The organism is Variovorax sp. GW821-FHT09A10 (assembly GCF_059418385.1).
The window spans coordinates 21,608-41,046 of the sequence record NZ_JBWKPT010000004.1 but is presented as its reverse complement, the minus strand read 5'-3'; the positions used below and the strand labels follow the sequence as shown (position 1 = coordinate 41,046).

At 69.3% G+C, this 19,439-nt stretch carries 20 protein-coding genes; 3 read left to right on the top strand and 17 right to left on the bottom strand.

Annotated features, from left to right (window positions below; genetic code table 11):
* The first annotated feature begins 6 nt into the window (after nucleotides 1-6).
* Nucleotides 7-591, top strand: a complete 585-nt coding sequence (locus tag AC07Q9_RS16860; RefSeq protein ID WP_495310844.1) for a uracil-DNA glycosylase family protein — start codon at nucleotides 7-9, stop codon at nucleotides 589-591.
* Here AC07Q9_RS16860 and AC07Q9_RS16855 read toward each other — a convergent pair.
* Both AC07Q9_RS16855 and AC07Q9_RS16850 read right to left on the bottom strand, forming a co-directional pair.
* A complete protein-coding gene (locus AC07Q9_RS16855; RefSeq protein ID WP_495310842.1) occupies nucleotides 572-2,239 on the bottom strand; it encodes a hypothetical protein in 1,668 nt (555 codons plus the stop codon). The genes AC07Q9_RS16860 and AC07Q9_RS16855 overlap by 20 nt on opposite strands.
* Before the next feature lie 64 nt (nucleotides 2,240-2,303).
* A complete protein-coding gene (locus AC07Q9_RS16850) occupies nucleotides 2,304-2,498 on the bottom strand; it encodes a YjiS-like domain-containing protein (protein WP_492742517.1) in 195 nt (64 codons plus the stop codon).
* A gap of 90 nt (nucleotides 2,499-2,588) precedes the next feature.
* Between AC07Q9_RS16850 and AC07Q9_RS16845 the strand changes: the two genes are divergently transcribed.
* The gene (locus tag AC07Q9_RS16845) at nucleotides 2,589-3,479 is read left to right on the top strand and encodes a LysR family transcriptional regulator (RefSeq protein ID WP_070061367.1); all 891 of its coding nucleotides are present in this window, start codon (nucleotides 2,589-2,591) and stop codon (nucleotides 3,477-3,479) included.
* A gap of 6 nt (nucleotides 3,480-3,485) precedes the next feature.
* Here the strand turns inward: AC07Q9_RS16845 and AC07Q9_RS16840 are convergent, their stop codons facing one another.
* The 13 genes from AC07Q9_RS16840 to AC07Q9_RS16780 all read right to left on the bottom strand — a co-directional run bounded on the left by AC07Q9_RS16840 (nucleotide 3,486) and on the right by AC07Q9_RS16780 (nucleotide 16,496).
* Nucleotides 3,486-4,139 carry an ANTAR domain-containing response regulator gene (locus AC07Q9_RS16840; protein ID WP_095948498.1) on the bottom strand — a complete coding sequence of 218 codons (654 nt, stop codon included), beginning with the start codon at nucleotides 4,137-4,139 and terminating at the stop codon, nucleotides 3,486-3,488.
* Nucleotides 4,140-4,208: 69 nt separating this feature from the next.
* On the bottom strand, nucleotides 4,209-5,363 hold the full coding sequence (locus AC07Q9_RS16835) for a transporter substrate-binding domain-containing protein (RefSeq protein ID WP_062470403.1): 1,155 nt from the start codon (nucleotides 5,361-5,363) through the stop codon (nucleotides 4,209-4,211).
* A gap of 66 nt (nucleotides 5,364-5,429) precedes the next feature.
* The gene (locus tag AC07Q9_RS16830; RefSeq protein WP_495310841.1) at nucleotides 5,430-7,064 is read right to left on the bottom strand and encodes a nitric oxide reductase activation protein NorD; all 1,635 of its coding nucleotides are present in this window, start codon (nucleotides 7,062-7,064) and stop codon (nucleotides 5,430-5,432) included.
* Nucleotides 7,061-7,879, bottom strand: a complete 819-nt coding sequence (locus AC07Q9_RS16825; protein ID WP_369645812.1) for a CbbQ/NirQ/NorQ/GpvN family protein — start codon at nucleotides 7,877-7,879, stop codon at nucleotides 7,061-7,063. The genes AC07Q9_RS16830 and AC07Q9_RS16825 overlap by 4 nt, the downstream gene beginning before the upstream one ends.
* Complete coding sequence (locus AC07Q9_RS16820; RefSeq protein ID WP_495310840.1) at nucleotides 7,876-8,886, bottom strand: alpha/beta fold hydrolase; 1,011 nt, start codon at nucleotides 8,884-8,886, stop codon at nucleotides 7,876-7,878. Before AC07Q9_RS16820 ends, AC07Q9_RS16825 begins: the two co-directional genes overlap by 4 nt.
* Before the next feature lie 11 nt (nucleotides 8,887-8,897).
* The gene (locus AC07Q9_RS16815; RefSeq protein ID WP_095743110.1) at nucleotides 8,898-9,935 is read right to left on the bottom strand and encodes an aliphatic amidase; all 1,038 of its coding nucleotides are present in this window, start codon (nucleotides 9,933-9,935) and stop codon (nucleotides 8,898-8,900) included.
* Between the two features lie 42 nt (nucleotides 9,936-9,977).
* The gene (gene urtE / locus AC07Q9_RS16810) at nucleotides 9,978-10,667 is read right to left on the bottom strand and encodes an urea ABC transporter ATP-binding subunit UrtE (protein WP_495303181.1); all 690 of its coding nucleotides are present in this window, start codon (nucleotides 10,665-10,667) and stop codon (nucleotides 9,978-9,980) included.
* 18 nt (nucleotides 10,668-10,685) lie between these two features.
* Nucleotides 10,686-11,468: an urea ABC transporter ATP-binding protein UrtD gene (gene urtD / locus AC07Q9_RS16805; protein WP_495311411.1), complete on the bottom strand. Its 783-nt coding sequence runs from the start codon at nucleotides 11,466-11,468 to the stop codon at nucleotides 10,686-10,688.
* 14 nt (nucleotides 11,469-11,482) lie between these two features.
* Nucleotides 11,483-12,538, bottom strand: a complete 1,056-nt coding sequence (gene urtC, locus AC07Q9_RS16800; protein ID WP_495310839.1) for an urea ABC transporter permease subunit UrtC — start codon at nucleotides 12,536-12,538, stop codon at nucleotides 11,483-11,485.
* Between the two features lie 3 nt (nucleotides 12,539-12,541).
* Entirely contained in the window at nucleotides 12,542-13,444 is a 903-nt protein-coding gene (urtB, locus tag AC07Q9_RS16795) for an urea ABC transporter permease subunit UrtB (protein ID WP_062470432.1), read from the bottom strand.
* A gap of 5 nt (nucleotides 13,445-13,449) precedes the next feature.
* A complete protein-coding gene (gene urtA / locus AC07Q9_RS16790) occupies nucleotides 13,450-14,643 on the bottom strand; it encodes an urea ABC transporter substrate-binding protein (protein WP_495310838.1) in 1,194 nt (397 codons plus the stop codon).
* 401 nt (nucleotides 14,644-15,044) lie between these two features.
* Nucleotides 15,045-15,539 carry a hypothetical protein gene (locus AC07Q9_RS16785; protein WP_307696772.1) on the bottom strand — a complete coding sequence of 165 codons (495 nt, stop codon included), beginning with the start codon at nucleotides 15,537-15,539 and terminating at the stop codon, nucleotides 15,045-15,047.
* Nucleotides 15,540-16,496 (bottom strand): LysR family transcriptional regulator, encoded by a 957-nt coding sequence (locus AC07Q9_RS16780; RefSeq protein WP_495310837.1) that lies wholly within the window; start codon nucleotides 16,494-16,496, stop codon nucleotides 15,540-15,542.
* Nucleotides 16,497-16,591: 95 nt separating this feature from the next.
* Here AC07Q9_RS16780 and AC07Q9_RS16775 point away from each other — a divergent pair, with 95 nt between their 5' ends.
* Nucleotides 16,592-17,581 carry an NAD-dependent epimerase/dehydratase family protein gene (locus AC07Q9_RS16775; RefSeq protein ID WP_495310836.1) on the top strand — a complete coding sequence of 330 codons (990 nt, stop codon included), beginning with the start codon at nucleotides 16,592-16,594 and terminating at the stop codon, nucleotides 17,579-17,581.
* A gap of 7 nt (nucleotides 17,582-17,588) precedes the next feature.
* On the opposite strand, the gene AC07Q9_RS16770 is transcribed toward AC07Q9_RS16775, so the two are convergent.
* Both AC07Q9_RS16770 and AC07Q9_RS16765 read right to left on the bottom strand, forming a co-directional pair.
* On the bottom strand, nucleotides 17,589-18,533 hold the full coding sequence (locus tag AC07Q9_RS16770) for a glutaminase (protein WP_495310835.1): 945 nt from the start codon (nucleotides 18,531-18,533) through the stop codon (nucleotides 17,589-17,591).
* Entirely contained in the window at nucleotides 18,530-19,438 is a 909-nt protein-coding gene (locus tag AC07Q9_RS16765) for a DMT family transporter (protein WP_492742529.1), read from the bottom strand. The genes AC07Q9_RS16770 and AC07Q9_RS16765 overlap by 4 nt, the downstream gene beginning before the upstream one ends.
* Nucleotide 19,439: the final 1 nt, after the last annotated feature.

The following is a 19,439-nucleotide window of genomic DNA, read 5'->3' as shown; positions in this document are numbered from 1 at the left end:
AGCACCGTGGACGCGCTGCTCGCCGACATCCGCGCCTGCCGCGCATGCGAGGCGCACCTGCCGCTCGGGCCGCGCCCGATCGTGCAGGCCAGTGCGAGCGCGCGGCTGCTGATCGTCGGCCAGGCGCCCAGCCTCACGGTGCACCAGACCGGCGTGCCGTGGAACGACAAGAGCGGCGACCAGCTGCGCCGCTGGCTCGGCATCGACCGCGAGCTGTTCTACGACGCGACGCGCATCGCGATCGTGCCCATGGGCTACTGCTACCCGGGCCGAGGCAAGAGCGGCGACCTGCCGCCGCGCAAGGAGTGCGCGCCGCTGTGGCACGACCGCCTGCTGGCGCAGATGCCGCACATCGCGCTGACCTTGCTCATCGGCCAGTACGCGCAGCGCCACTTCCTCGGCAAAGCCGCGCGCGGCGGCGTGACGGAAACCGTCGAGGCCTTTGCGGACTACGCGCCGCGCTTCGTCCCGCTGCCGCATCCGTCGCCGCGCAACACCGCGTGGTTCCAGCACCACCCGTGGTTCGAGCGCGACGTGCTGCCGGTGCTGCGCGAGCGCGTGCAGCAGGCGCTCAGCGCGCCTTCTTCCTAGGGGCCGACGGCCGCCTCGGCGGCTTCGCCTCCAGCACTAGCTCGGCCGGCAGCGCATCGTTCCATGACTCGGTGAAGTAGGCGCGGTCGCTCGGCACCAGCTGCGGCAGCACCTCGCGCAGCAGGGCCAGTGAGTGCTCGGCCGCCTTCAGGTCGCCCGCATGCGCCGCGTACCACGCGTGCTCGAACAGCAGGCTGCCCTGCTGCAGCCCGGGGTAGCGGCGTCGCCCGGCCTGGTGGTCGGCCAGCCGCGCCTGCGCCACGTCGACCCAGCGTGCGGGCCAGTTCGCGGTGTCGAAGGCGTCGGCGAGCGGGCCCGCGAGCTTCGACATCGCGGCCGGGTCGAGCGGCTTCTGTGCGCGGAACTGCGCGAGCGTGGGTTGCGCGTCGGGCCGGCAGTGGCCGCGCGCGATGCGCATCAGGTAGATCGCGTTCCATGCCGAGCGGCCCTGGCCGTCGGTGTGGCCGCACAGCCATTCGCTGAAGGCGATCCACTGCACCGCGCGGCGCGTGGTGTCGGCCCGGTGGCCGTCGTGCGCGAGCGCCGGCAGGTCGCCCAGGCCCACGCGGTCGAACAGCCACGCGGCCATGCCCATGTTGGCCGCCACGTGCTGCGCCGCATCGAAGGAGTGCGACTCGAAGGCCGCCGCCAGCGCCTCGCCGAAGCGCTGCAGCGACTCTTCGGCGAGCGCCGCGGCGGCCGGGCGGTCGTCGGCGGCCAGCGCGAGGGCGCGCGAGCGGCAGGCCAGCGCCCACAGGTTGCACCACTCGAAGCGCACGTCGGGGTGGTGGCGCAGCACCAGCGCGCGCGCCGGGTCCTCGGCCATGCCGCCCAGCAGCGACTGGGCCAGCGGCAGGTCGCGCGCGGTGTAGGCGCACCAGGCCGAGACGATGCACTCCATCGCGCCCAGGTAGTCGTTGCCCGCCACGTGGTGCGCGAGCCGCTGCTTCTTGAGCGCCTGCAGCCGCCGGCGCGCCTGTTCGTTGTCGCCGAGCCGGCGCCACAGCATCGCCTCGTTGAGCGTGACCAGCGCACGCTGGAAGTCGCTGGCGGCCAGCGTGCCGGCCAGGCGGATGGCTTCGAGCGCGCTGCCGTTGCCGTTTCCGCCCGCCACCGGCGACATCAGCCGGCCCTGTCGCGCGGCCTGCTGCGAGGCGACCAGCTGTTTCCAGAAGGCGGCGTCCTGCAGGTGCACGGCGTCGGGCGGCGTGATCGCGCCGGCGGCCTGCGCCTTGCGCGAACGCAGGCCGAGGAACGAGGCCACCTCGGCGGCGGTCGCCGGGCGGTTGTCCACGAGCAGGCGCAGGCGCTTGGCCTGCGCAGCCGGCAGCCAGAACGGGCCCTGGCTGCGCCGCTCGGCGTTGAGAAAGCGCGGCTCGCGCTGCAGGTCTTCGCCCCAGCCGACCTCCAGGCCCCAGGCCTTGAAGTCGCGGAACGCGCGGCTCACGACCATGCGCAGCGTGTTGGCGTCGGACACCTCGCCGCGCAGGTCGGCCAGCCGCACGACACCGCTGCCGCCGCCGTGGGCATGGGCGTGCTGCATGCGCACCAGCAGCCACAGCGACTGGAAGGCTGCGCGCCGTCCGTCGACGGACTGCGGCGAGGTGAGTTCGATGGAAAGAAGGGCAGGGGAGGCGGTGGAGGGCACGCCCCGGATTGAACCTCAAATCGCCCGCGGCTTCCTGAAGAAACCGCAGGCAGGGTTCAACGAGTCAGTAGCGGTTGCGGTCGACCAGCTCGGGCACTTCGCTGCGGCCGATGCCCAGGTCGCGCAGGTCGTGGTCGCTCATGCCGGCCAGCAGCAGCACGTCGTCGCGGGCGCGGCGGCGTGTCACGGCGCGGCGGCGCCAGTTGTGCAGGGCATGCAGCAGGCGTTGATGAAAAGACGGTGGCTTCGGCGCGGTCACGGTGGGCTCCTGGTTGGGGAGCGCTCATCTTCCGGCGGCGCGTGCTATTGTGGAAGTTGAGATTTCTGACACATTCAATCAGTATTCCTGATGCGACAGCTCAACCTCGACCAACTGCGCACCCTCATCGCCATCGCCGACCTGGGCACTTTCTCGGCGGCGGCGCAGGCGCTGCACCTGGCGCAGCCCACCGTGAGCCTGCACATCAGCGAGCTCGAATCGCGCCTGGGCGCGCAGCTGGTGGTGCGCGGCAACCGCCGCGTCACGCCCACCGCGGCCGGCGCGGCGCTGGTCGAGCGCGGGCGCAAGCTGCTGCGCGACACCGACGAGGCGGTCGAGGCCGTCAAGCGCCAGGCCGAGGGCCGCACGGGCCGCGTGCGGCTGGGCACCTCCACCGGCGTGGTGGTCGACCTGCTGCCGCAGGTGCTCGAGGCGCTGGGCGTGGGCCATGCGGGCATCGACGTCGAGGTGAGCATCCTCGGCTCGGCCGAGGCGATGGCGCGGCTGGCGGCGGGCACGCTCGACATCGGGCTGGTCGCAATGCCGCAGCCGCTGCAGCGCGAGCTGGTGGTCACGCCGTGGCGCACGCAGCCCATGATGGCCTTCGTGCCGCCGCGCTGGAAGGCGCCCAAGCGCGCCACGCCGGCCTGGCTGGCGACGCAGCCGCTGATCTTCAACGACGCGACCACGCACATGTACCGGCTGTCGATGGAGTGGTTCGCCGCGGCCGGCTTTGCGCCGCGCGCGCGCATCGAGCTCAACTACGACGCGGCGATCCGCAGCCTGGTGGCGGCGGGCTATGGCGCGGCGCTGCTGCCGCTGCAGCAGACCACCGACGCGGCGCTCAACGAGCGCATGCAGATCGTGCCGGTCACGCCCAAGCTCACGCGCCGCCTGGGCATCGCGCACCGCCCGCACGCCACGCTCGACGGCGCCACGCAGAGCGTGCTGAAGGTGCTGACGGCGTTCCGCCAGCTCTGAGTGCGGTCAGCCCGGCCCGGGCTTGGGGCCGCGCGTGCCCAGCGAGAGGATCTCGTTGGCGTTGACGATGGCCGCGGCAATGTCTTCCATGGTGGTGCGCTTGCTCATGGCCTGTTCGCGGATCAGGTCGTGGGCCTGGCCTTCGGACACGTCGTGCGTCTTCATGAGGATGCTCTTGGCCTCGGCCAGCTGGCGCACGCCGAGCAGCTTGGCTTCGGTCTTGCGCAGGCGCCGCGCGAGCGAGCGGCTTTCCTTGTGGGCTTCGCGCGCGACCACCAGCGCCGACAGCAGGCCGAACGAGCGCACCGGCGACGGCAGCACGGCCTTGGCGCGGATCTCGAGCACGGCCTCGACGATGGTCGGGTTCTCGTAGGTCACGACGGCGATGACGGCGGGGGCGTCCTCGCTCTGGGTCCATTCGAAGCGCAGGTTGATGAAGTCGGGCTGCACGGCCATGAAGGCCACGTCGATGCCCTCGGGCAGGTGCTGCACGGGCGGCCAGAAGGCCTGCACCTGGCAGCCGATGCGCTGCAGTTGCTGGGTGAGCTGCCGGCCGTCTGCGTCGTCGGGGTGGATCACCGCGATCTTCAGCAGCCGCAGCTCCTTGAGCTGCGGTGGCGTCACCCGCAGGGTGTGTCGCTTGGGGGCTGTGCTGTCCACGGTCAGGTCTTTCGCGGGACGCGCCTTGAAGCCTCGCCGGCAACGGAAAGAAAGCAGCGCGACCTCATCCTAGAGCTCCAGCGCATCGAGCCGCGCCGTCCAGTCGCCCAGCGAGTGCGTGACGAGGTAGGGGTCCGGGTACACCGGACGCGTCGCCTGGCGCACGATGGTGAACTGTCCGTGCGCGTCGACGCGGCCGATGCGCGGGTACAGGCAGGTGTGGTGGTTGGTCGGGTCGATCTTCACGCGGCCCTGCGGCGCATCGAACTCGCTGCCCAGGATGTGCGGCAGGATCTCCGCGATGCCGTCCGTGCCCGCCTGCCGGAAGGCGTTGGCGAAGATGTGCATCTGGAAGTACGAGGCCTCCCAGCACAGGTTGGGCACGCAGCCGTCGCCGAAGCGCGCGCGCAGCCGCGCCAGGCAGCGCTGGTTGGCGGGCGAGTCGATCGACTGGAAATACGGCGCCGCCGTGAAATGGCCCGTGGCCACGCCAGGGCCCATCTGCGAGATCTCTGCCTCCGAGGTGGTCAGGCTCGAGATGGGCATCGTCTTCGGGTCGAAGCCGGCCTCGGCATAGGCGCGGTACAGGCTCGCGGTGGAATCGCCCACCACCGTCGAGAAGATGAAGTCGGGCCGCTTGTCGCGGATGTCGTCCATGATTGCGCGGTAGTCCTTCTCGGTGGCGTCGAGTGCCACGTAGCGCTCGCCGAGCTTTTCGCTGCCGGGGCGCTGCATCACCAGCTCGCCCATGATGCGGTTCGACTCGTAGGGGTAGATGTAGTCGGAGCCGATCAGGTACACGCGCGCACCGAAGTTCGTGGTCATGAACTCGGCCAGCTGCACGCTGTTCTGGTTGGGCGCCGCGCCCGTGTAGATCACGTTGCCCGAGTACTCGAAGCCTTCGTACAGCGTGGGGTAGAACAGCAGCTTGTTCCACTTCTCGATCACCGGGATCACGGCCTTGCGGCTGCTCGACATGTAGCAGCCGAAGAGCACGTTGACGCGGTCCTGAACGATCAGCCGCTCGGCCAGCTGGGCGTAGCGCACGGGGTTCGATTGCGGGTCGTAGCGCACGGCCACGAGTTCGCGGCCGTCGACGCCGCCGGCCGCGTTGATCTCCTCGATGGCCAGCAGCGCGCCCTGCAGCTGCGACAGGCCGATGGTCGAGGTGACGCCGGTCTCGGAATACAGAATGCCGACGCGAAGAGGGTCCCTGTCAGCCACTGGGGTGTCTCCTGGATGTGTGGGCCCTCATTGTGTGCTCCTCCCTGGCTTTCTTCATTCGGTCGATCAATGGGCGGCGGCCAGCCGCGTGCTCATGCGCGCCAGCCGCGCGGGCAGGCTGCGCGCGTCGTCGGCGATGCAATAGTTGCGCCAGCCGAAGATGCGCCGCACGTACGCGTCGGCCGCGCCGTCCACCGCGATGCAGGCGCTGCGAACGCCGGCGTCGCGCGCCTCGGCCACGGCCTGGCGGGCGTCTTCGATCAGGTACTTCGGGTCGTGCACGTCGATGTCCGAGGGCGCGCCGTCGGTCACCAGCAGGATCGCGCGCGGCCCGGCCGGCTCGGCCTGCAGGTGCGAGGCCGCATGGCGCAGCGCGGCGCCCATGCGCGTCGAGTAGCGCCCGCGCACCGCGCCGATCATCGCGCGCGAGGGCGCGGCCAGCGGCTGTCCGAATTCGAGCAGGCGGTAGTAGTACACCTCGGCACGCGTGTTCGACGAGAAGCCGTGGATGGCGAGCCGGTCGATGCCGCGCGCGTTCGAGGCGGCGAGCAGCAGCGCGGCCTGCTTCTCGAGGTCGAGCAGCGAGACCGCGCCATCGCCGTGGCCCGCGTCGTTGGCCGACTCGGAGAGGTCGAGCAGCACCAGCACGCTCGACGGGCGCGGGCCCTTGCCGGGGCGCATGAACAGCCGCGCATCGGGCCGCAGGCGCAGGCGGCGATCGACCAGCACCTCGATGGCCGCGTTGAGGTCGATGTCGTCGCCTTCCCACTGCCGACGCAGGCGGTGCGTGCGGTCGAGGTGGCGCGCGCGGGGCAGGGCGAGCGGCGCGATGCGCTCACTGCCCGCCGCTCCTGAAGTGCTCGCCGCGCCCAGGCCCTGCCACGCGGGCAGCTTCTCGATCACCGTGCACCAGTCGGGGCGCAGGCGCTCCTGCGTGCGGTCCCATTCGGGGTAGGCGTAGCGGCCGAGTTCCATGTCGGCGATGCCTTCGGGTGGCGCTTCGTTGTCTTCGCTCTGGGCATCCGACGATGGCGGTGGCCGCACGCCGGTCTGCTGCAGCGCGATGGCTTCGTCGGGCGGCGTCTCGGCCTCGCCGAAGTCCCACAGGTAGCTGTTGTCGTCGCGCCAGGGCGCGGGCACGGCGTAGTCCTGCGGCTCGAAGCGCACGCGCATCTGGCCCAGGTCGTTGGCGAGGATCGAGGCGACGGCGCGGAAGGCGTCGTAGTCCTCCAGCCCCGCGCGCGAGACGGTCTCGTCGAACAGGCGGCGCGCCTTGTTCACCCAGTGGTTGTCGTCCTGCGCGTCGGCGCGCAGTAGCACGCGGTCCATGCGCGCGACCAGCGCGGCAAAGCGCAGGTCCAGCGGATCGGGCGCGGGCGGCAGCGCGGCGACGAACCAGCCGTGCAGGCCGGGAAAGTCGCGGCACAGCAGCCGCTCGACGCGTGCATCTTCAAGGGCCGAGACCACCGCGATGCCCATCGGCTTGAGCGTGCGTGCCGGTCGCGCAGGCGTCGAGTGGCGCAGGTGCGCGACCGCATGCGCCACCATCGCGCGGTGCAGGCGCACGGCCTCGTCGCCCTCGGGCAGCAGCAGCCGGCGCCCCGTGAGGACCGCACGCGCACCGGCCAGCGGCTGCACGTCGACATCGATGCCAGCCAGCCCGCGCGCGAGCAGCGAGAGGGCGCCGTGCCCGTCGTTCATCCGAACTGCGCCTCGACAAAGCCCTGCAGCGCGCTCGCCATGTCGGGGTCGTCGGTGAGGGCGCGCGTCATCGTCATGTCGCAGCTGTCGCGCGGTGACACGCCGTCGCGGATCAGCACGCCCGCGTAGATCAGCATGCGCGTGGACACGCCCTCGTCGAGCCCGCGGTGCTTGAGCTCGCGCGAGCAGTGCGCAATGGCCACCAGCTTCGCGGCGAGCTCGATGCCGACACCGGCCTCGTGCGCGACGATCTCCGCTTCGAGTGCGCCGTCGGGGTAGTCGAACTCCAGCGCCGCGAAGCGCTGGCGCGTCGAGGGTTTCATGTCCTTGGCGCTGCTTTGGTAGCCGGGGTTGTACGACACCACCAGCTGGAAGTCGGGGTGCGCGTGCACCAGCTCGCCCTTCTTGTCCAGCGGCAGGATGCGGCGCGCGTCGGTCAGCGGGTGGATCACCACGGTGGTGTCCTGCCGCGCCTCCACCACCTCGTCGAGGTAGCAGATGCCGCCGTGGCGCACCGCGAGCGTCAGCGGCCCGTCGTGCCAGGCCGTGCCGTTCGCGTCGAGCAGGTAGCGGCCCACGAGGTCCGACGCCGTCATGTCCTCGTTGCAGGCGAGCGTGACCAGCGGCCGCCCGAGCGACCACGCCATGTGCTCCACGAAGCGCGTCTTGCCGCAGCCCGTCGGGCCTTTCAGGATCAACGGCATGCGGTGGCGGTAGGCGTGCCGGTACAGCGCCACCTCGTGGCCCGCGGGCCGGTAGAAGGGCTCGGTCTCGATGCGGTAGGCGGCGAGCGGATCGTGCACGGGAGCGTTCATGGCGTGGCGAGCAGTTCCTGCAGGGCGTTGTCGATGAAGCGGGTGTCGACCGGGCTGCTGCCGCCGCCCGCGAAGTGGCCCCACACGCCGGGGATCGGGCGGCACTCGGCGTTCGGCATGTGCGACACCTCCCACGCGTTGTCGGCCACGGGGAAGTACAGGTCGCGCTCGGCCGGCATCACGATGGCGCGCGCCCGGATGGCGCCCAGCGCCTTCTTGAAGTCGCCCTGGAACACCGGGTTGTCGCTGATGTCGCCGTGCTGCCACGACCACAGCATCGCCAGCAGGTTGTTGGCGTCCTTCTTCAGGAAGAAGCCCTCCCAGTAGCCGACCAGGAAATCTTCGAGCGAGCTGAAGCCCAGCGCGCGCCACAGCTCTTGCATGTAGAAGGGCTGCGACAGGCCCCAGCCCGCGTACACGCGGCCCACCGCGCGCAGCCCGCGCGTCGGCGGCGTGGTGTACCAGCCGCCGTTCCAGGCCGCGTCGGCCGTGAGCGCGGCCTTCACGCCTTCGAGGAACACGATGTTGTGCGGCGCCGTCTGCGCCGAACCGCAGAAGGGCGCGATGCGCTTCACCATGTCGGGGTAGAGGCACCCCCACTGGTTGGTCTGCTGCGCGCCCATCGACCAGCCCACCACCAGCGCGAGCTGCTCGATGCCGAACTGCTCGGTCACCAGCCGGTGCTGCAGCGTCACGTTGTCGTACAGCGTGACGTTCGGAAAGCGCGCCAGGTTGTAGGGCTCGGGCGTGTTGCTCGGCGAGGACGAGAGGCCGTTGCCCAGCATGTTGGGCACGATGATGAAGTACTTCGCCGGGTCCAGCGCCATGCCCGGGCCGATGAGCCATTCGTTGTCATAGTGCTGGCCCGAGTACCAGGTCGGGTAGACGATGGCGTTGCTCTTCTGTGCGTTGAGCGTGCCGTAGGTCTTGTAGGCGAGCTTCGCGCCGCGCAGGGTGGCCCCCCGCTGCAGCGCGACATCGCCGAGTTCGAAGATGTCGTGGTCCATGGGGCGGCGCTTCAGCGGTGCTTGGCCGGTTCGTTCGGGATGCCCTCGATCGGGCATTCGGGCGTGCCGACGGTGGTGCGCGTGAACGACTCCACCCTCTCGCGCGTGCCCTCGGGGTCGTTGATCCACTGCGTGTAGAAGTTGTAGGGGCAGGCCGCCACGCCCTTGTCGCCGTCGCCCGAGTTGATGGTGCCGGTGTAGCCGCGGTGCACCAGCTTGAACAGGTGGTTCTGCGACTGGCCGTTCTTGCGCGCGTCGCGGATCAGGCCCATCGACAGCTCGGCGTAGTTGATGCCCATCTCTTCCTCGCCGCATTCGCCGAGCGTGCGGCCGTCGAAGCCGATGAGCGCGGAGTGGCCGAAGTACGAGTACACGCCGTCGAAGCCGGCCGCGTTGGCCACCGCCACGTAGGTGTTGTTCATGAAGGCCATGGCCTTGGAGACCATGATCTGCTGCTCCTTGGCCGGGTACATGTAGCCCTGGCAGCGGATGATGAGCTCGGCCCCGCGCATCGCGCAGTCGCGCCAGATCTCGGGGTAGTTGCCGTCGTCGCAGATGATGAGGCTCATCTTCATGCCCTTGGGGCCTTCGCTCACGTAGGTGCAGTCGCCCGGGTACCAGCCCTCGATGGGCACCCACGGCATGATCTTGCGGTACTTCTGGACGATCTCGCCCTGGTTGTTCATGAGGATCAGCGTGTTGTAGGGCGCCTTGTTCGGGTGCTCCTCGTGGCGCTCGCCGGTGAGCGAGAACACGCCCCACACGTTGGCGCGCCGGCACGCGTCCGCGAAGATCGCGGTCTCCTCGCCGGGGATGGCCGAGGCGGTGTCGTACATCTCCTTGGCGTCGTACATGATCCCGTGCGTGGAGTACTCGGGAAAGATCACCAGGTCCATGCCCGGCAGGCCTTTCTTCATGCCGACCAGCATCTCGCCGATCTTGCGTGCGTTGTCCAGCACCTCGGCCTTGGTGTGCAGGCGGGGCATCTTGTAGTTGACGACCGCGACGCCGACGCAATCGTTGCTGCTCGAAATATCACCATGTCTCATGACGCTGCTCCTGAAGGGGTGGTTGAAGAAAAAGAGGAAGGGCTACACGGTCAGGAAGGACCTGACCTTGTCCTGGTCGAGCGTGGCGCGCGCTTCGTCGTGCACGATGCGGCCCCGGTCGATGACGAGAAAGCGGTCGGCCAGGTCGAGCGCGAAGCTCAGCACCTGCTCCGACACCACGACGGCAAAGCCGCGTTCGGCGCGCAGCACGTTCAGCGTCTGCGCGATCTCCTTGATGATCGAAGGCTGGATGCCCTCGGTGGGTTCGTCGAGGATCAGCACCTTCGGTTCCGAGATGAGCGCGCGCGCAATCGCCAGCATCTGCTGCTGGCCGCCCGAGAGGTTGCCGGCCTTGCGCTGCTTCATGTCCTTGAGCACGGGGAAGAAGGTGTAGAGGTACTCGGGCACCGTGCGGTGGCCCGACCTTGCGGCACCGGCGAGGATGTTCTGCTCCACCGTGAGGAACGGAAACACCATGCGCCCCTGCGGCACGAAGGCCAGGCCTTGCGCCACGCGCTGGTAGCTGGGCAGCGTCGTGAGCTCGGTGCCGCCCAGGCGGATGTGGCCGCCGCGCGCGGGCAAGAGGCCGATGAGCGACTTCAGCAAGGTGGTCTTGCCCATGCCGTTGCGGCCCATGATGGCGACCGCCTCGTCGGGCGCGACGCGCAGCGACACATCGCGGATGACGTGCGATTCGCCATACGCCACGTTGAGTTCGGAGACTTCAAGCATCTGGGTTTCTCCTTCTTCTCAGTGGCCGAGGTACACGTCGATCACGCGCGGGTCGGCCTGCACCTCGGCGGCCGTGCCTTCGCTCAGCAACTTGCCCTGGTGCAGCACCGTGACGCGGTGCGCGATGCGTTTGACGAAGTCCATGTCGTGCTCGATCACGACCACCGACTTGCCGGCCGAGATGCGCCGCAGCAGGTCGCCGGTCTGCTCGCGCTCGCGCGGGCTCATGCCGGCCACGGGCTCGTCGAGCAGCAGCAGCTCGGGCTCCTGCATCAGCAGCATCCCGATCTCGAGCCACTGCTTCTGCCCGTGGCTGAGCTGCCCGGCGCGGTGGCCCAGGCGATCGGCCAGGAAGACCTGCTCGGCCATCGCGTCGATGCGCGCGCGCACGGCGGGCGTGCGGCGGAAGGTGAGCGACTGCAGCAGGCCGTGCATGCGCGGCAGCGAGATCTCGAAGTTCTCCAGCACCGTGAGGTCTTCGTAGACCGAGGGCGTCTGGAACTTGCGGCCCACGCCGGCGCGCACGATCTCGTACTCGTTCAACCGCCCGAGGTCCTGGCCGTTGAACACCACGCGGCCCGCGCTGGGCTTGGTCTTGCCGCACACCATGTCCAGCAGCGTGGTCTTGCCGGCGCCGTTCGGTCCGATGATCACGCGCAGCTCGTTGCGCTCGACCGAGAGGCTGAGTCCGTCCACGGCCTTGAAGCCGTCGAAGGACACGGTGAGGTCCTCGATGCGCAGGATCTGCTCGCTCGACGGCGGCACCGCCGAGGCGGCCTGCGGCAGCCCGCCGTTGGGCATCGTCATCGTGGCGTTCATGGCGCCACCTCCGCGGCGGTACGGCGGCGCACGAGCTTTTCGCCCAGCCCCGCGAGCCCGTTCGGCATCGCCCACACCACGAGGATGAACACCGCGCCCAGCACGTACAGCCAGCCTTCGGGGAAGGTCTCCGACAGGTACGACTTGAGAAAGCCGATCAAGAGCGCGCCGATCACTGCGCCCGGAATCGACAGCCGCCCGCCGACCGCCGCGTAGATCACCATCTCGACCGAGGCCACGACGCCGATCACGCCCGGCGCGATGAGTCCCACCTGCAGGCTGTAGAACGCACCGCCGATGGCCGACAGCACCGCTGCCACCGCGAACACGAAGGCCTTCATGTGCGCCGTGTTGTAGCCGCTGAAGCGCACGCGGTCTTCCTTGTCGCGAATGGCGATCAGCAGCTTGCCGAAGCGGCTGCGCACGATGGCGAGCGACACCATCATCACCAGCGCAATGGCCGCCACCTCGACGAAGTACATCGTGCGCCTGGCCTCGTCGGTGGCGATGTCCCAGCCCAGCAGCGTGCGGAAATCGGTGATGCCGTTGGCACCGCCGGTGTCGCCCTGCTGGCCGACCACCACCACCGTGAGCGTGAGCGCCAGCGACAGCGTGACGATCGCGAAGTACACGCCGCTCACGCGCCGCTTGAAGATCGCGTACGAGAACACGTAGGCCAGCAAGGCGGGCACGACGAGGATGCCCGCCACCGTCCAGCCCAGCGAGTGGAAGGGCTGCCACCACGCGGGCAGCTGCTCGACGCTGCTCCACACCATGAAGTCCGGCAGCTCGGGCGCCGAGGCTTCGAGCTTGAGGAACATGGCCATCATGTAGCCGCCCAGGCCGAAGAACATGCCCTGGCCCAGGCTCAGCACGCCGCCGTAGCCCCAGGTGAGCACCACGCCCACCGCAACGAACGCGAAGGCCAGGTACTTGCTCACGAGGTTCAGGCGGAACGGGTCGAGCGTGAGCGGCAGCACCACGGCCAGCAGCACCAGCACGGCGAGCAGGGCACCGAGGTCGCGCTTGCGTTGAGGAGAAAGACCGTGCATGCCTCAGCTCCTCGACCGCGTGGCGAACAGGCCGTTCGGCCGGAAGTACAGCACCGCGATCACCAGCAGCAGGATCGTGGCCTTGGCCATCGAGCCGCTCATGAGGTACTCGAGCCAGGTCTGCGACTGCGCGATGGCAAAGCCCGAGAGCGCGGTGCCGATGAGGCTCTGCACGCCGCCGAACACCACCACGATGAACGAGTCGACGATGTACAGCTGGCCCGTGCCGGGGTTGGTCGATCCGATCATGGTGAACACCGCACCCGCGATGCCCGCCAGGCCCGAGCCCAGCGCGAAGGTCATCGCGTCGACGCGGTGCGTGTCGATGCCCACCGCGCCGGCGATGGCGCGGTTCTGCGTCACCGCGCGCACCTTCAGCCCCCACGGCGTGCGGTACAGCAGCAGGTACACGCCGACCGCCACCAGGGCCGTGAGCCCGACGATGAAGATGCGGTTCAGCGGCAGCTGGATGCCCGCCGTCGGCTCCCACGCCCCCGCCAGCCACGAGGCCAGCGGCACGCTCACCTCCTGCGCGCCGAAGATCGAGCGGTAGGCCTGCTGCAGCATGAGGCTCAGGCCCCAGGTGGCCAGCAGGGTGTCCAGCGGGCGGTCGTAGAAGAAGCGGATGAAGCCCCGCTCCAGCACATAGCCGAACGCGAAGGTCACGGCGAACGCGAACGGAATCGCGGCGAACAGGTACAGGTCCATGAAGCCCGGCGCGTAGTGCGCGAAGAAGCGCGCCGCCAGGTAGGTCATGTAGGCGCCCAGCGCCATCAGCTCGCCGTGCGCCATGTTGATGACGCCCATCAGGCCGAACACGATGGCCAGCCCGATGGCCATGAGCAGCAGGATGGTGAACAGGCTCACGCCGTTGAACACCTGCATCACCGCGATGTCGAAGTTCATCGCGTTCAGACCTTCGGGAAGGGGTTGGGCTCGACCAGCTGCGGCGATTCCCACACGATGTCGAACTGCCCGTCGGGCCGCGCGCGGCCCACGCGCACCTTCTTCCACACGTGGTGGTTGGTGGCGTGGATGCGCACCGTGCCCTCGGGTGCCTCGATCTCCACGCCCGCGGCGGCGGCCGTGACCTTGTCCACGTCGAAGGACTTGGCCTTTTCCACCGCCAGCTTCCACAGGTACACGCTGTTGTAGGCCACCTCCATCGGGTCGCCGATCACGCGGTCCTGCCCGTACTTGGCCTTGAAGGCCTTCACGAACTTCTCGTTGGCCGGCGACTTGATGCTCTGGAAGTAGCCCATGCAGGCGTAGTAGCCGGCGGCGTTGTCGCGGCCGATGCCGTCGATCTCGTTCTCGGACACCACGGTCGAGAGCAGCACCTGCTTGGCGCCGTCCAGGCCCGCCGCGCGCAGCTGCTTGTAGAAGGCCACGTTGGAGCCGCCCACCACGGTGCTGTAGATGCAGTCGGGCTTGGCGGCCTTGATCTTGTTGATGATCGACGAGAACTCGGTGTGGCCCAGCGGCGCGTACTCCTCGCCGAGCACCTTGCCGCCGGCCTTCGCGATGGCGGGCTTGGCGATCTTGTTGCAGGTGCGCGGGTAGATGTAGTCGGAGCCGACGAGGAAGAAGTTCTTGCCCTTCTCGCGCGCCATCCATTCCACGGCCGCGATCACCGACTGCGTGGCTTCCTGCGAGGGGTAGAACACGCGCTTGTCCTGCTCCTGGCCTTCGTAGTAGGTCGGGTAGAACAGCAGGCCCTTGGCCTGGTTGAGCACCGGCAGCAGCGCCTTGCGCGAGGCCGAGGTGTAGCAGCCGATGATGGCCGCGACCTTGTCGCGCTCCAGCAGCTTGCGCGCCTTCTCGGCGAACACCGAGTTCTCGCTCGCGCCGTCTTCGACCACGGCCTCGATCTTCTTGCCCATCACGCCGCCGGCGGCGTTGATCTCCTCGATGGCCAGTTTTTCGGCGTCGACCAGCGAAGCCTCGGCGATGGCGATGGTGCCCGAGAGCGAATGCAGCAGGCCGAGCTTCACGGTGGCGCCGTCCTGCGCGCGGGCCAGGCCGGCCACGCCGGAGGCGACGCCCAGCACGATCATCGAGCCGCCGGTCTTCACGATCTGGCGGCGGTTGAAAGCGTTCGTCATGTCAAATTCCTTTGCTTTGGTTTTGTGCGAGTCATCAGGAACATCCGACCTTCGGAAGCCGTGCGTTGGGTGTCTCCTCCCGCCGCGCGGCCCCTGCAAACGAGCGCTGTGCTGCCAGTGCTTTTTCTTCGGACAAAGCTGCGCCACCGGATGACGCGCATCCGTTTTGAAAAGGCGTTGTTGCGACCGAAAAAACAAAAAAGCCCGAACCGGTGGTGAAACCGATTCGGGCTTTATTGCCCGACACCTCGCTGGCAGCACTGGCAGCGGGCGTCGTATGACTGGGAACGATTGCTCGTTGGGGCGGATTCTTCTCAACTCACCCCGGCGTGAACATACGCTTTTTCGCTAATTGGCGAAAGGGCGGCGCGTGTGCTATTCGCGCGCAGCGCCTGAACACATCAGCTGCGCGGGCGTGCGTAGTCCGACTCGATCCACGCGGTCGCGCTCGACGTCGTGAGCCGGAACGCGGGCGACACGTTCACGCTCGCCAGTTCCGAATCGTCGGCATCGTCATACGCCGTGAGCGTGGCCGAGGGGTTGTCTTCGTCGGGCACGATCGACAGCGCCACGCGGATGCGCTGCTCGTTGCGCGCGGTGACCGTCACGCTCTTGTTGAGCGTGGCGTGCAGCTGCTGTTCGTGGCGGCGGATCACCTCGGCGGCGGTCTTCACCAGCGTGTGGAAGGCGGGGGTGTCCAGCGGCTTGGGGTTCTTCTTGTCGCGGCCCATGGTCCAGGGGCCGACGAGCGCGGGCTCGGGGTCGCCGTGGCGGGTCATTTCGACGGCCCAGCCGTCGTCTTCCTCGTTCTTGATGATGCGGGCGGTCCAGAGGTCGTCGCGCCAGAGGCGGGGTTCCTGCAGGGGGAGGTGGTCGGGGGAATCGGTCGTCGTCATTCAGAGAGAGGCTTTGGGTCTTGCGCGGGGCATTGTCGCCCGGGGCGCGGGCGTGGAAGCCGCGCCAACGTACTGTTGCAAGCCCTCGACCAGCGCATCGAAGGCCACGCGGCAGCGCGGGCTGTGGCGCAGGTCCTCGTGCATCGTGACCCAGGTGTCGAGCTTCAGCGAGAGCGCGCGCGGCAGCAGGCGCACCAGCGCGGCGTCGCGCTTCGCCAGGCCCACCTGGCACACGCCGATGCCCGCGCCGGCGCGGATGAGGGCCAGCTGTGCGAGGTCGCTGTCGGTGCGCAGCGCAAAGGCATCGCGCGTGAAACCCGTGACCGACTTGAAGGACTTGATCGCCTCGCGCACGAAGGCCGAGGGCTGGTCGTAGCCGATGAGCGCGTGCGCCGCCAGGTCATCGGGCGTGCGCGGCGTGCCGTGGCGCGCGAGGTAGCTCGTGTGGGCATGGAAGCCCAGCTCGATGTTCCCGATGCGGCGCGCCACCAGCTGCGCCTGCCGGGGCCGGACCATGCGCACGGCGATGTCGGCCTCGCGGCGCAGCAGGTCTTGTACGCGGTTGGTCGACACCAGCTCGACCTTCAGCGCCGGGTGCGCCTCGCGCAGCCGCGCCACGACGGGCGGCAGCACCTCCACCGCGACCACCTCGCTGACCGACACCCGCACCACACCGCGCACGCCGTCACCCTGGCTGCTGGCGGCGCGCTGCAGCGAGGCCGCGGTGCTTTCCATGGCCTCGGCGTGCGTGCGCAGCGCCAGCGCCACCTCGGTGGGCAGCAGGCCCACCTGCGAGCGGGTGAAGAGCACCACGCCGAGCGCTTCTTCGAGCGCCGCCACGTGGCGACCGACGGTGGGTTGCGTGATGCCGAGTGCGCGCGCCGCACCCGAGAGCGAACCCTCGCGCAGCACGCCGAGGAAGGAGCGGTACAGCTCCCAGCTGATGTTCCAGGTCATACGGAAATGTATGGCCGGTGGTGCATGTTCGGCAATTCCATTCGAACCCCATCCTGCCCAGAATTCACCCATCGATCACTGTTCAGGAGCATTTCATGGCACGCAACGACAACACGGTTCTGGTGCTCGGCGCCACGGGCGGCATCGGCGGCGAGGTGGCCCGCCAGCTGTGCGATGCGGGCTGGGAGGTGCGCGCCCTGAAGCGCGGCGCGGTCGAAGGGAAGCGCGAGGGCATCACCTGGCTGGCCGGCGACGCGATGGACGCGCAGGCCGTGCGGCGGGCCGCGAAGGGCTGCGCGGTCATCGTGCATGCGGTCAACCCGCCGGGTTATCGCGGCTGGTCGGAGCTGGTGCTGCCGATGCTCGACAGCACCCTCGTCGCCGCGAAGGCCGAGGGCGCGACCGTCGTGCTACCCGGCACGGTCTACAACTTCGGCCCCGATGCCTTCCCGCTGCTGGCCGAAGACTCGCCGCAGCGCCCGCTCACCGCCAAGGGGGCGATCCGCGTCGAGATGGAAAGGCGCCTCGAAGAAGCCAGCCGCGAGGGCGCGCGCGTGCTGATCGTGCGCGCCGGCGACTTCTTCGGCCCGAAGGCGGGCAACAACTGGTTCTCGCAGGGGCTGGTGAAGGCGGGCCAACCCGTCCGGGCCGTCAGCTGCCCCGGCGACCCCGGTGTGGGCCACCAGTGGTCGTACCTGCCGGACGTGGCCCGCACCATGGTCGAGCTGCTGGCGCGGCGCGACCGGCTCGCGCCCTTCGCGCGCTTTCACATGGCCGGCCACTGGGACGCCGACGGCACGCGCATGAGCGACGCGATCCGCAAGGTGGTGGCCCGGCGCACCGGCGCCCAGGTGCGTGTGTCGGCCTTCCCGTGGTGGCTGCTGGCGCTGGCCTCGCCCTTCGTCGTCACCTTTCGCGAGCTGCGCGAAATGCGCTACCTGTGGCGCACGCCCGTGGGCATGGACAACGCGAAGCTGGTGGCCTTCCTGGGCCGCGAGCCGCACACGCCGCTCGAGGAAGCGGTGGAGGCCGCGCTCGACGGCATGGGCTGCCTGCCCGTGGCGCCGGTGGCCGTCGCCGCCTGAATGCGCGTCAGAACACCGACAGGCCGGTGCGCGCCACGAACAGCTCCAGCGCCTTCATGCCCAGCAGCGAGTTGCCGGTCGCATCGAGCGCCGGCGACCACACGCACAGCGTGAGCTGGTCGGGCACCACCGCGACGATGCCGCCGCCCACGCCGCTCTTGCAGGGCAGGCCGATCGAAAAGGCCACGTCGCCGGCCGCGTCGTAGGTGCCGCAGGTGAGCATCAGCGAGTTGATGCGGCGCGTCTGCCGCTCGCCCGTGACCTCGGGCTCGCCGGGGATCGGGTGCGCGCCGTCGCGGCACAGGAAGGCGGCGGCGCGCGCGAGCTGGCGGCAGCTCATGCGCAGCGCGCACTGGTGGAAGTAGGTGTCGAGCACCTCGGCCACGTCGTTGTCGATCTTGCCGAAGCTCTTCATGAAGTTGGCCAGCGCGACGTTGCGAAAGCCCGTGTCGGCCTCCGACTGCGCCACCTCGCCGTCGAAGCCGATGCGCTCGCCGCACAGGCTGGTCATGAGCGCGAGGATGTCGGCCTTGGCGCTGCCGCCCCTGGCCTTGGCCTGGCTCACGAGCCGGTCGGCCACCGCGATGGCGCCGGCATTGATGAAGGGGTTGCGCGGCTTGCCCTGTTCGTTTTCGAGCTGCACCAGCGAGTTGAAGGGGTTGCCCGAGGGCTCGCGCCCGATGCGCTCCCACAGCGCGTCGCCCATGCGCTGCATGGCGAGCGTGAGCGTGAAGAGCTTGGACACGCTTTGAATGGAGAAGGGCGTCTCGAAGTCGCCCGCGCCGGCTTCCTCGCCGTCGCAGGTGCGCAGCGCGATGCCGAATTGCCGCGCATCGACGCGCGCCAGCGCCGGGATGTAGCTGGCCACGGTGCCGCCCTGGCCGAGCTGCAGGCGCAGGGTGGCGACGATCTCGTCGAGGACGGGCTGGAACCGGTGGAGTGTCTTGCTCATGCCGGGCGTTGTACCGCAGGCCGCCGGTTCACCAGCACGATGCCCAGCGCCACGCCGATCAGCGCCACCACCAGCTGCAGCGTGAGCGGCTCCTTCAGCAGCGCCACGCCGAAGATCAGCGCGAACAGCGGCGTGAGAAAGGTGAAGGACGACATCTGCGTGGCCGGGTAGTGCCGCAGCAGCCACATCCAGGTGAGGTAGCTGGCGAAGGCGCCCACCACCGTCTGCAGGCCGATGGAGGTCCAGGCCCAGGCGGAGTACGAGAAGCCCCAGGTTTCGCCCAGCGCGAGCGACAGCAGGGGGCACACGGCGGCGGTCACGGCGACTTGGTAGAACAGCGTTTTTTCGGCGCTGGCCGTGGCCAGGCGTGTGGTGCGCAGCGTGAGCGTGGTCAGGCCCCAGAGCATGCCGGCCGCCAGGGCCATGCCGTCGCCGATGAGCTGCGACGAACTCATGTGGCCGAAGCCCTCGCTGAAGGCCAGCACCACGCCCGCGAAGGCGATGAACAGGCCCAGCCACTGGAAGCCGCGCAACCGCTCGGCCGGCACCCAGCGCGGCAGCAGCAGCGACACCCAGAAGGGGGCCGTGTAGAGGAACACCGTGAGCCGCGAGGCGCTGGTGTGCTGCAGGCCCAGGTAGATGCCGGCGAACTCGCCCGCGAACAGCAGGCCGGCCAGCAGCCCGGGCCACAGCGTGCCGTCGCGCTCGAACAGCGGCACGCGCCGCACCACGCACCACAGCCAGAGGAGCACGACCGCGCCGACCATGCGCACCGTGGCCTGCCACAGCGGCGGCACCTCGGTCACGGTGGTCTTGATGAGGATCTGCTGCAGGCCCCAGAACGCGCAGCAGACGATGAGCAGGCCGATGGCCAGGGAGTCGAGGTGGGTCTTGCGCTGGATCATT

Coding starts and splice junctions, on each gene's coding strand:
- AC07Q9_RS16845 (WP_070061367.1), top strand. CDS start 2,589: ATGCGACAGCTCAACCTCGACCAACTGCGCACCCTCATCGCCATCGCC.
- AC07Q9_RS16830 (WP_495310841.1), bottom strand. CDS start 7,064: ATGAACGACGGGCACGGCGCCCTCTCGCTGCTCGCGCGCGGGCTGGCT.
- AC07Q9_RS16825 (WP_369645812.1), bottom strand. CDS start 7,879: ATGAACGCTCCCGTGCACGATCCGCTCGCCGCCTACCGCATCGAGACC.
- AC07Q9_RS16820 (WP_495310840.1), bottom strand. CDS start 8,886: ATGGACCACGACATCTTCGAACTCGGCGATGTCGCGCTGCAGCGGGGG.
- AC07Q9_RS16815 (WP_095743110.1), bottom strand. CDS start 9,935: ATGAGACATGGTGATATTTCGAGCAGCAACGATTGCGTCGGCGTCGCG.
- urtE (WP_495303181.1), bottom strand. CDS start 10,667: ATGCTTGAAGTCTCCGAACTCAACGTGGCGTATGGCGAATCGCACGTC.
- urtD (WP_495311411.1), bottom strand. CDS start 11,468: ATGCCCAACGGCGGGCTGCCGCAGGCCGCCTCGGCGGTGCCGCCGTCG.
- urtC (WP_495310839.1), bottom strand. CDS start 12,538: ATGCACGGTCTTTCTCCTCAACGCAAGCGCGACCTCGGTGCCCTGCTC.
- urtB (WP_062470432.1), bottom strand. CDS start 13,444: ATGAACTTCGACATCGCGGTGATGCAGGTGTTCAACGGCGTGAGCCTG.
- urtA (WP_495310838.1), bottom strand. CDS start 14,643: ATGACGAACGCTTTCAACCGCCGCCAGATCGTGAAGACCGGCGGCTCG.
- AC07Q9_RS16785 (WP_307696772.1), bottom strand. CDS start 15,539: ATGACGACGACCGATTCCCCCGACCACCTCCCCCTGCAGGAACCCCGC.
- AC07Q9_RS16780 (WP_495310837.1), bottom strand. CDS start 16,496: ATGACCTGGAACATCAGCTGGGAGCTGTACCGCTCCTTCCTCGGCGTG.
- AC07Q9_RS16775 (WP_495310836.1), top strand. CDS start 16,592: ATGGCACGCAACGACAACACGGTTCTGGTGCTCGGCGCCACGGGCGGC.
- AC07Q9_RS16770 (WP_495310835.1), bottom strand. CDS start 18,533: ATGAGCAAGACACTCCACCGGTTCCAGCCCGTCCTCGACGAGATCGTC.
- AC07Q9_RS16765 (WP_492742529.1), bottom strand. CDS start 19,438: ATGATCCAGCGCAAGACCCACCTCGACTCCCTGGCCATCGGCCTGCTC.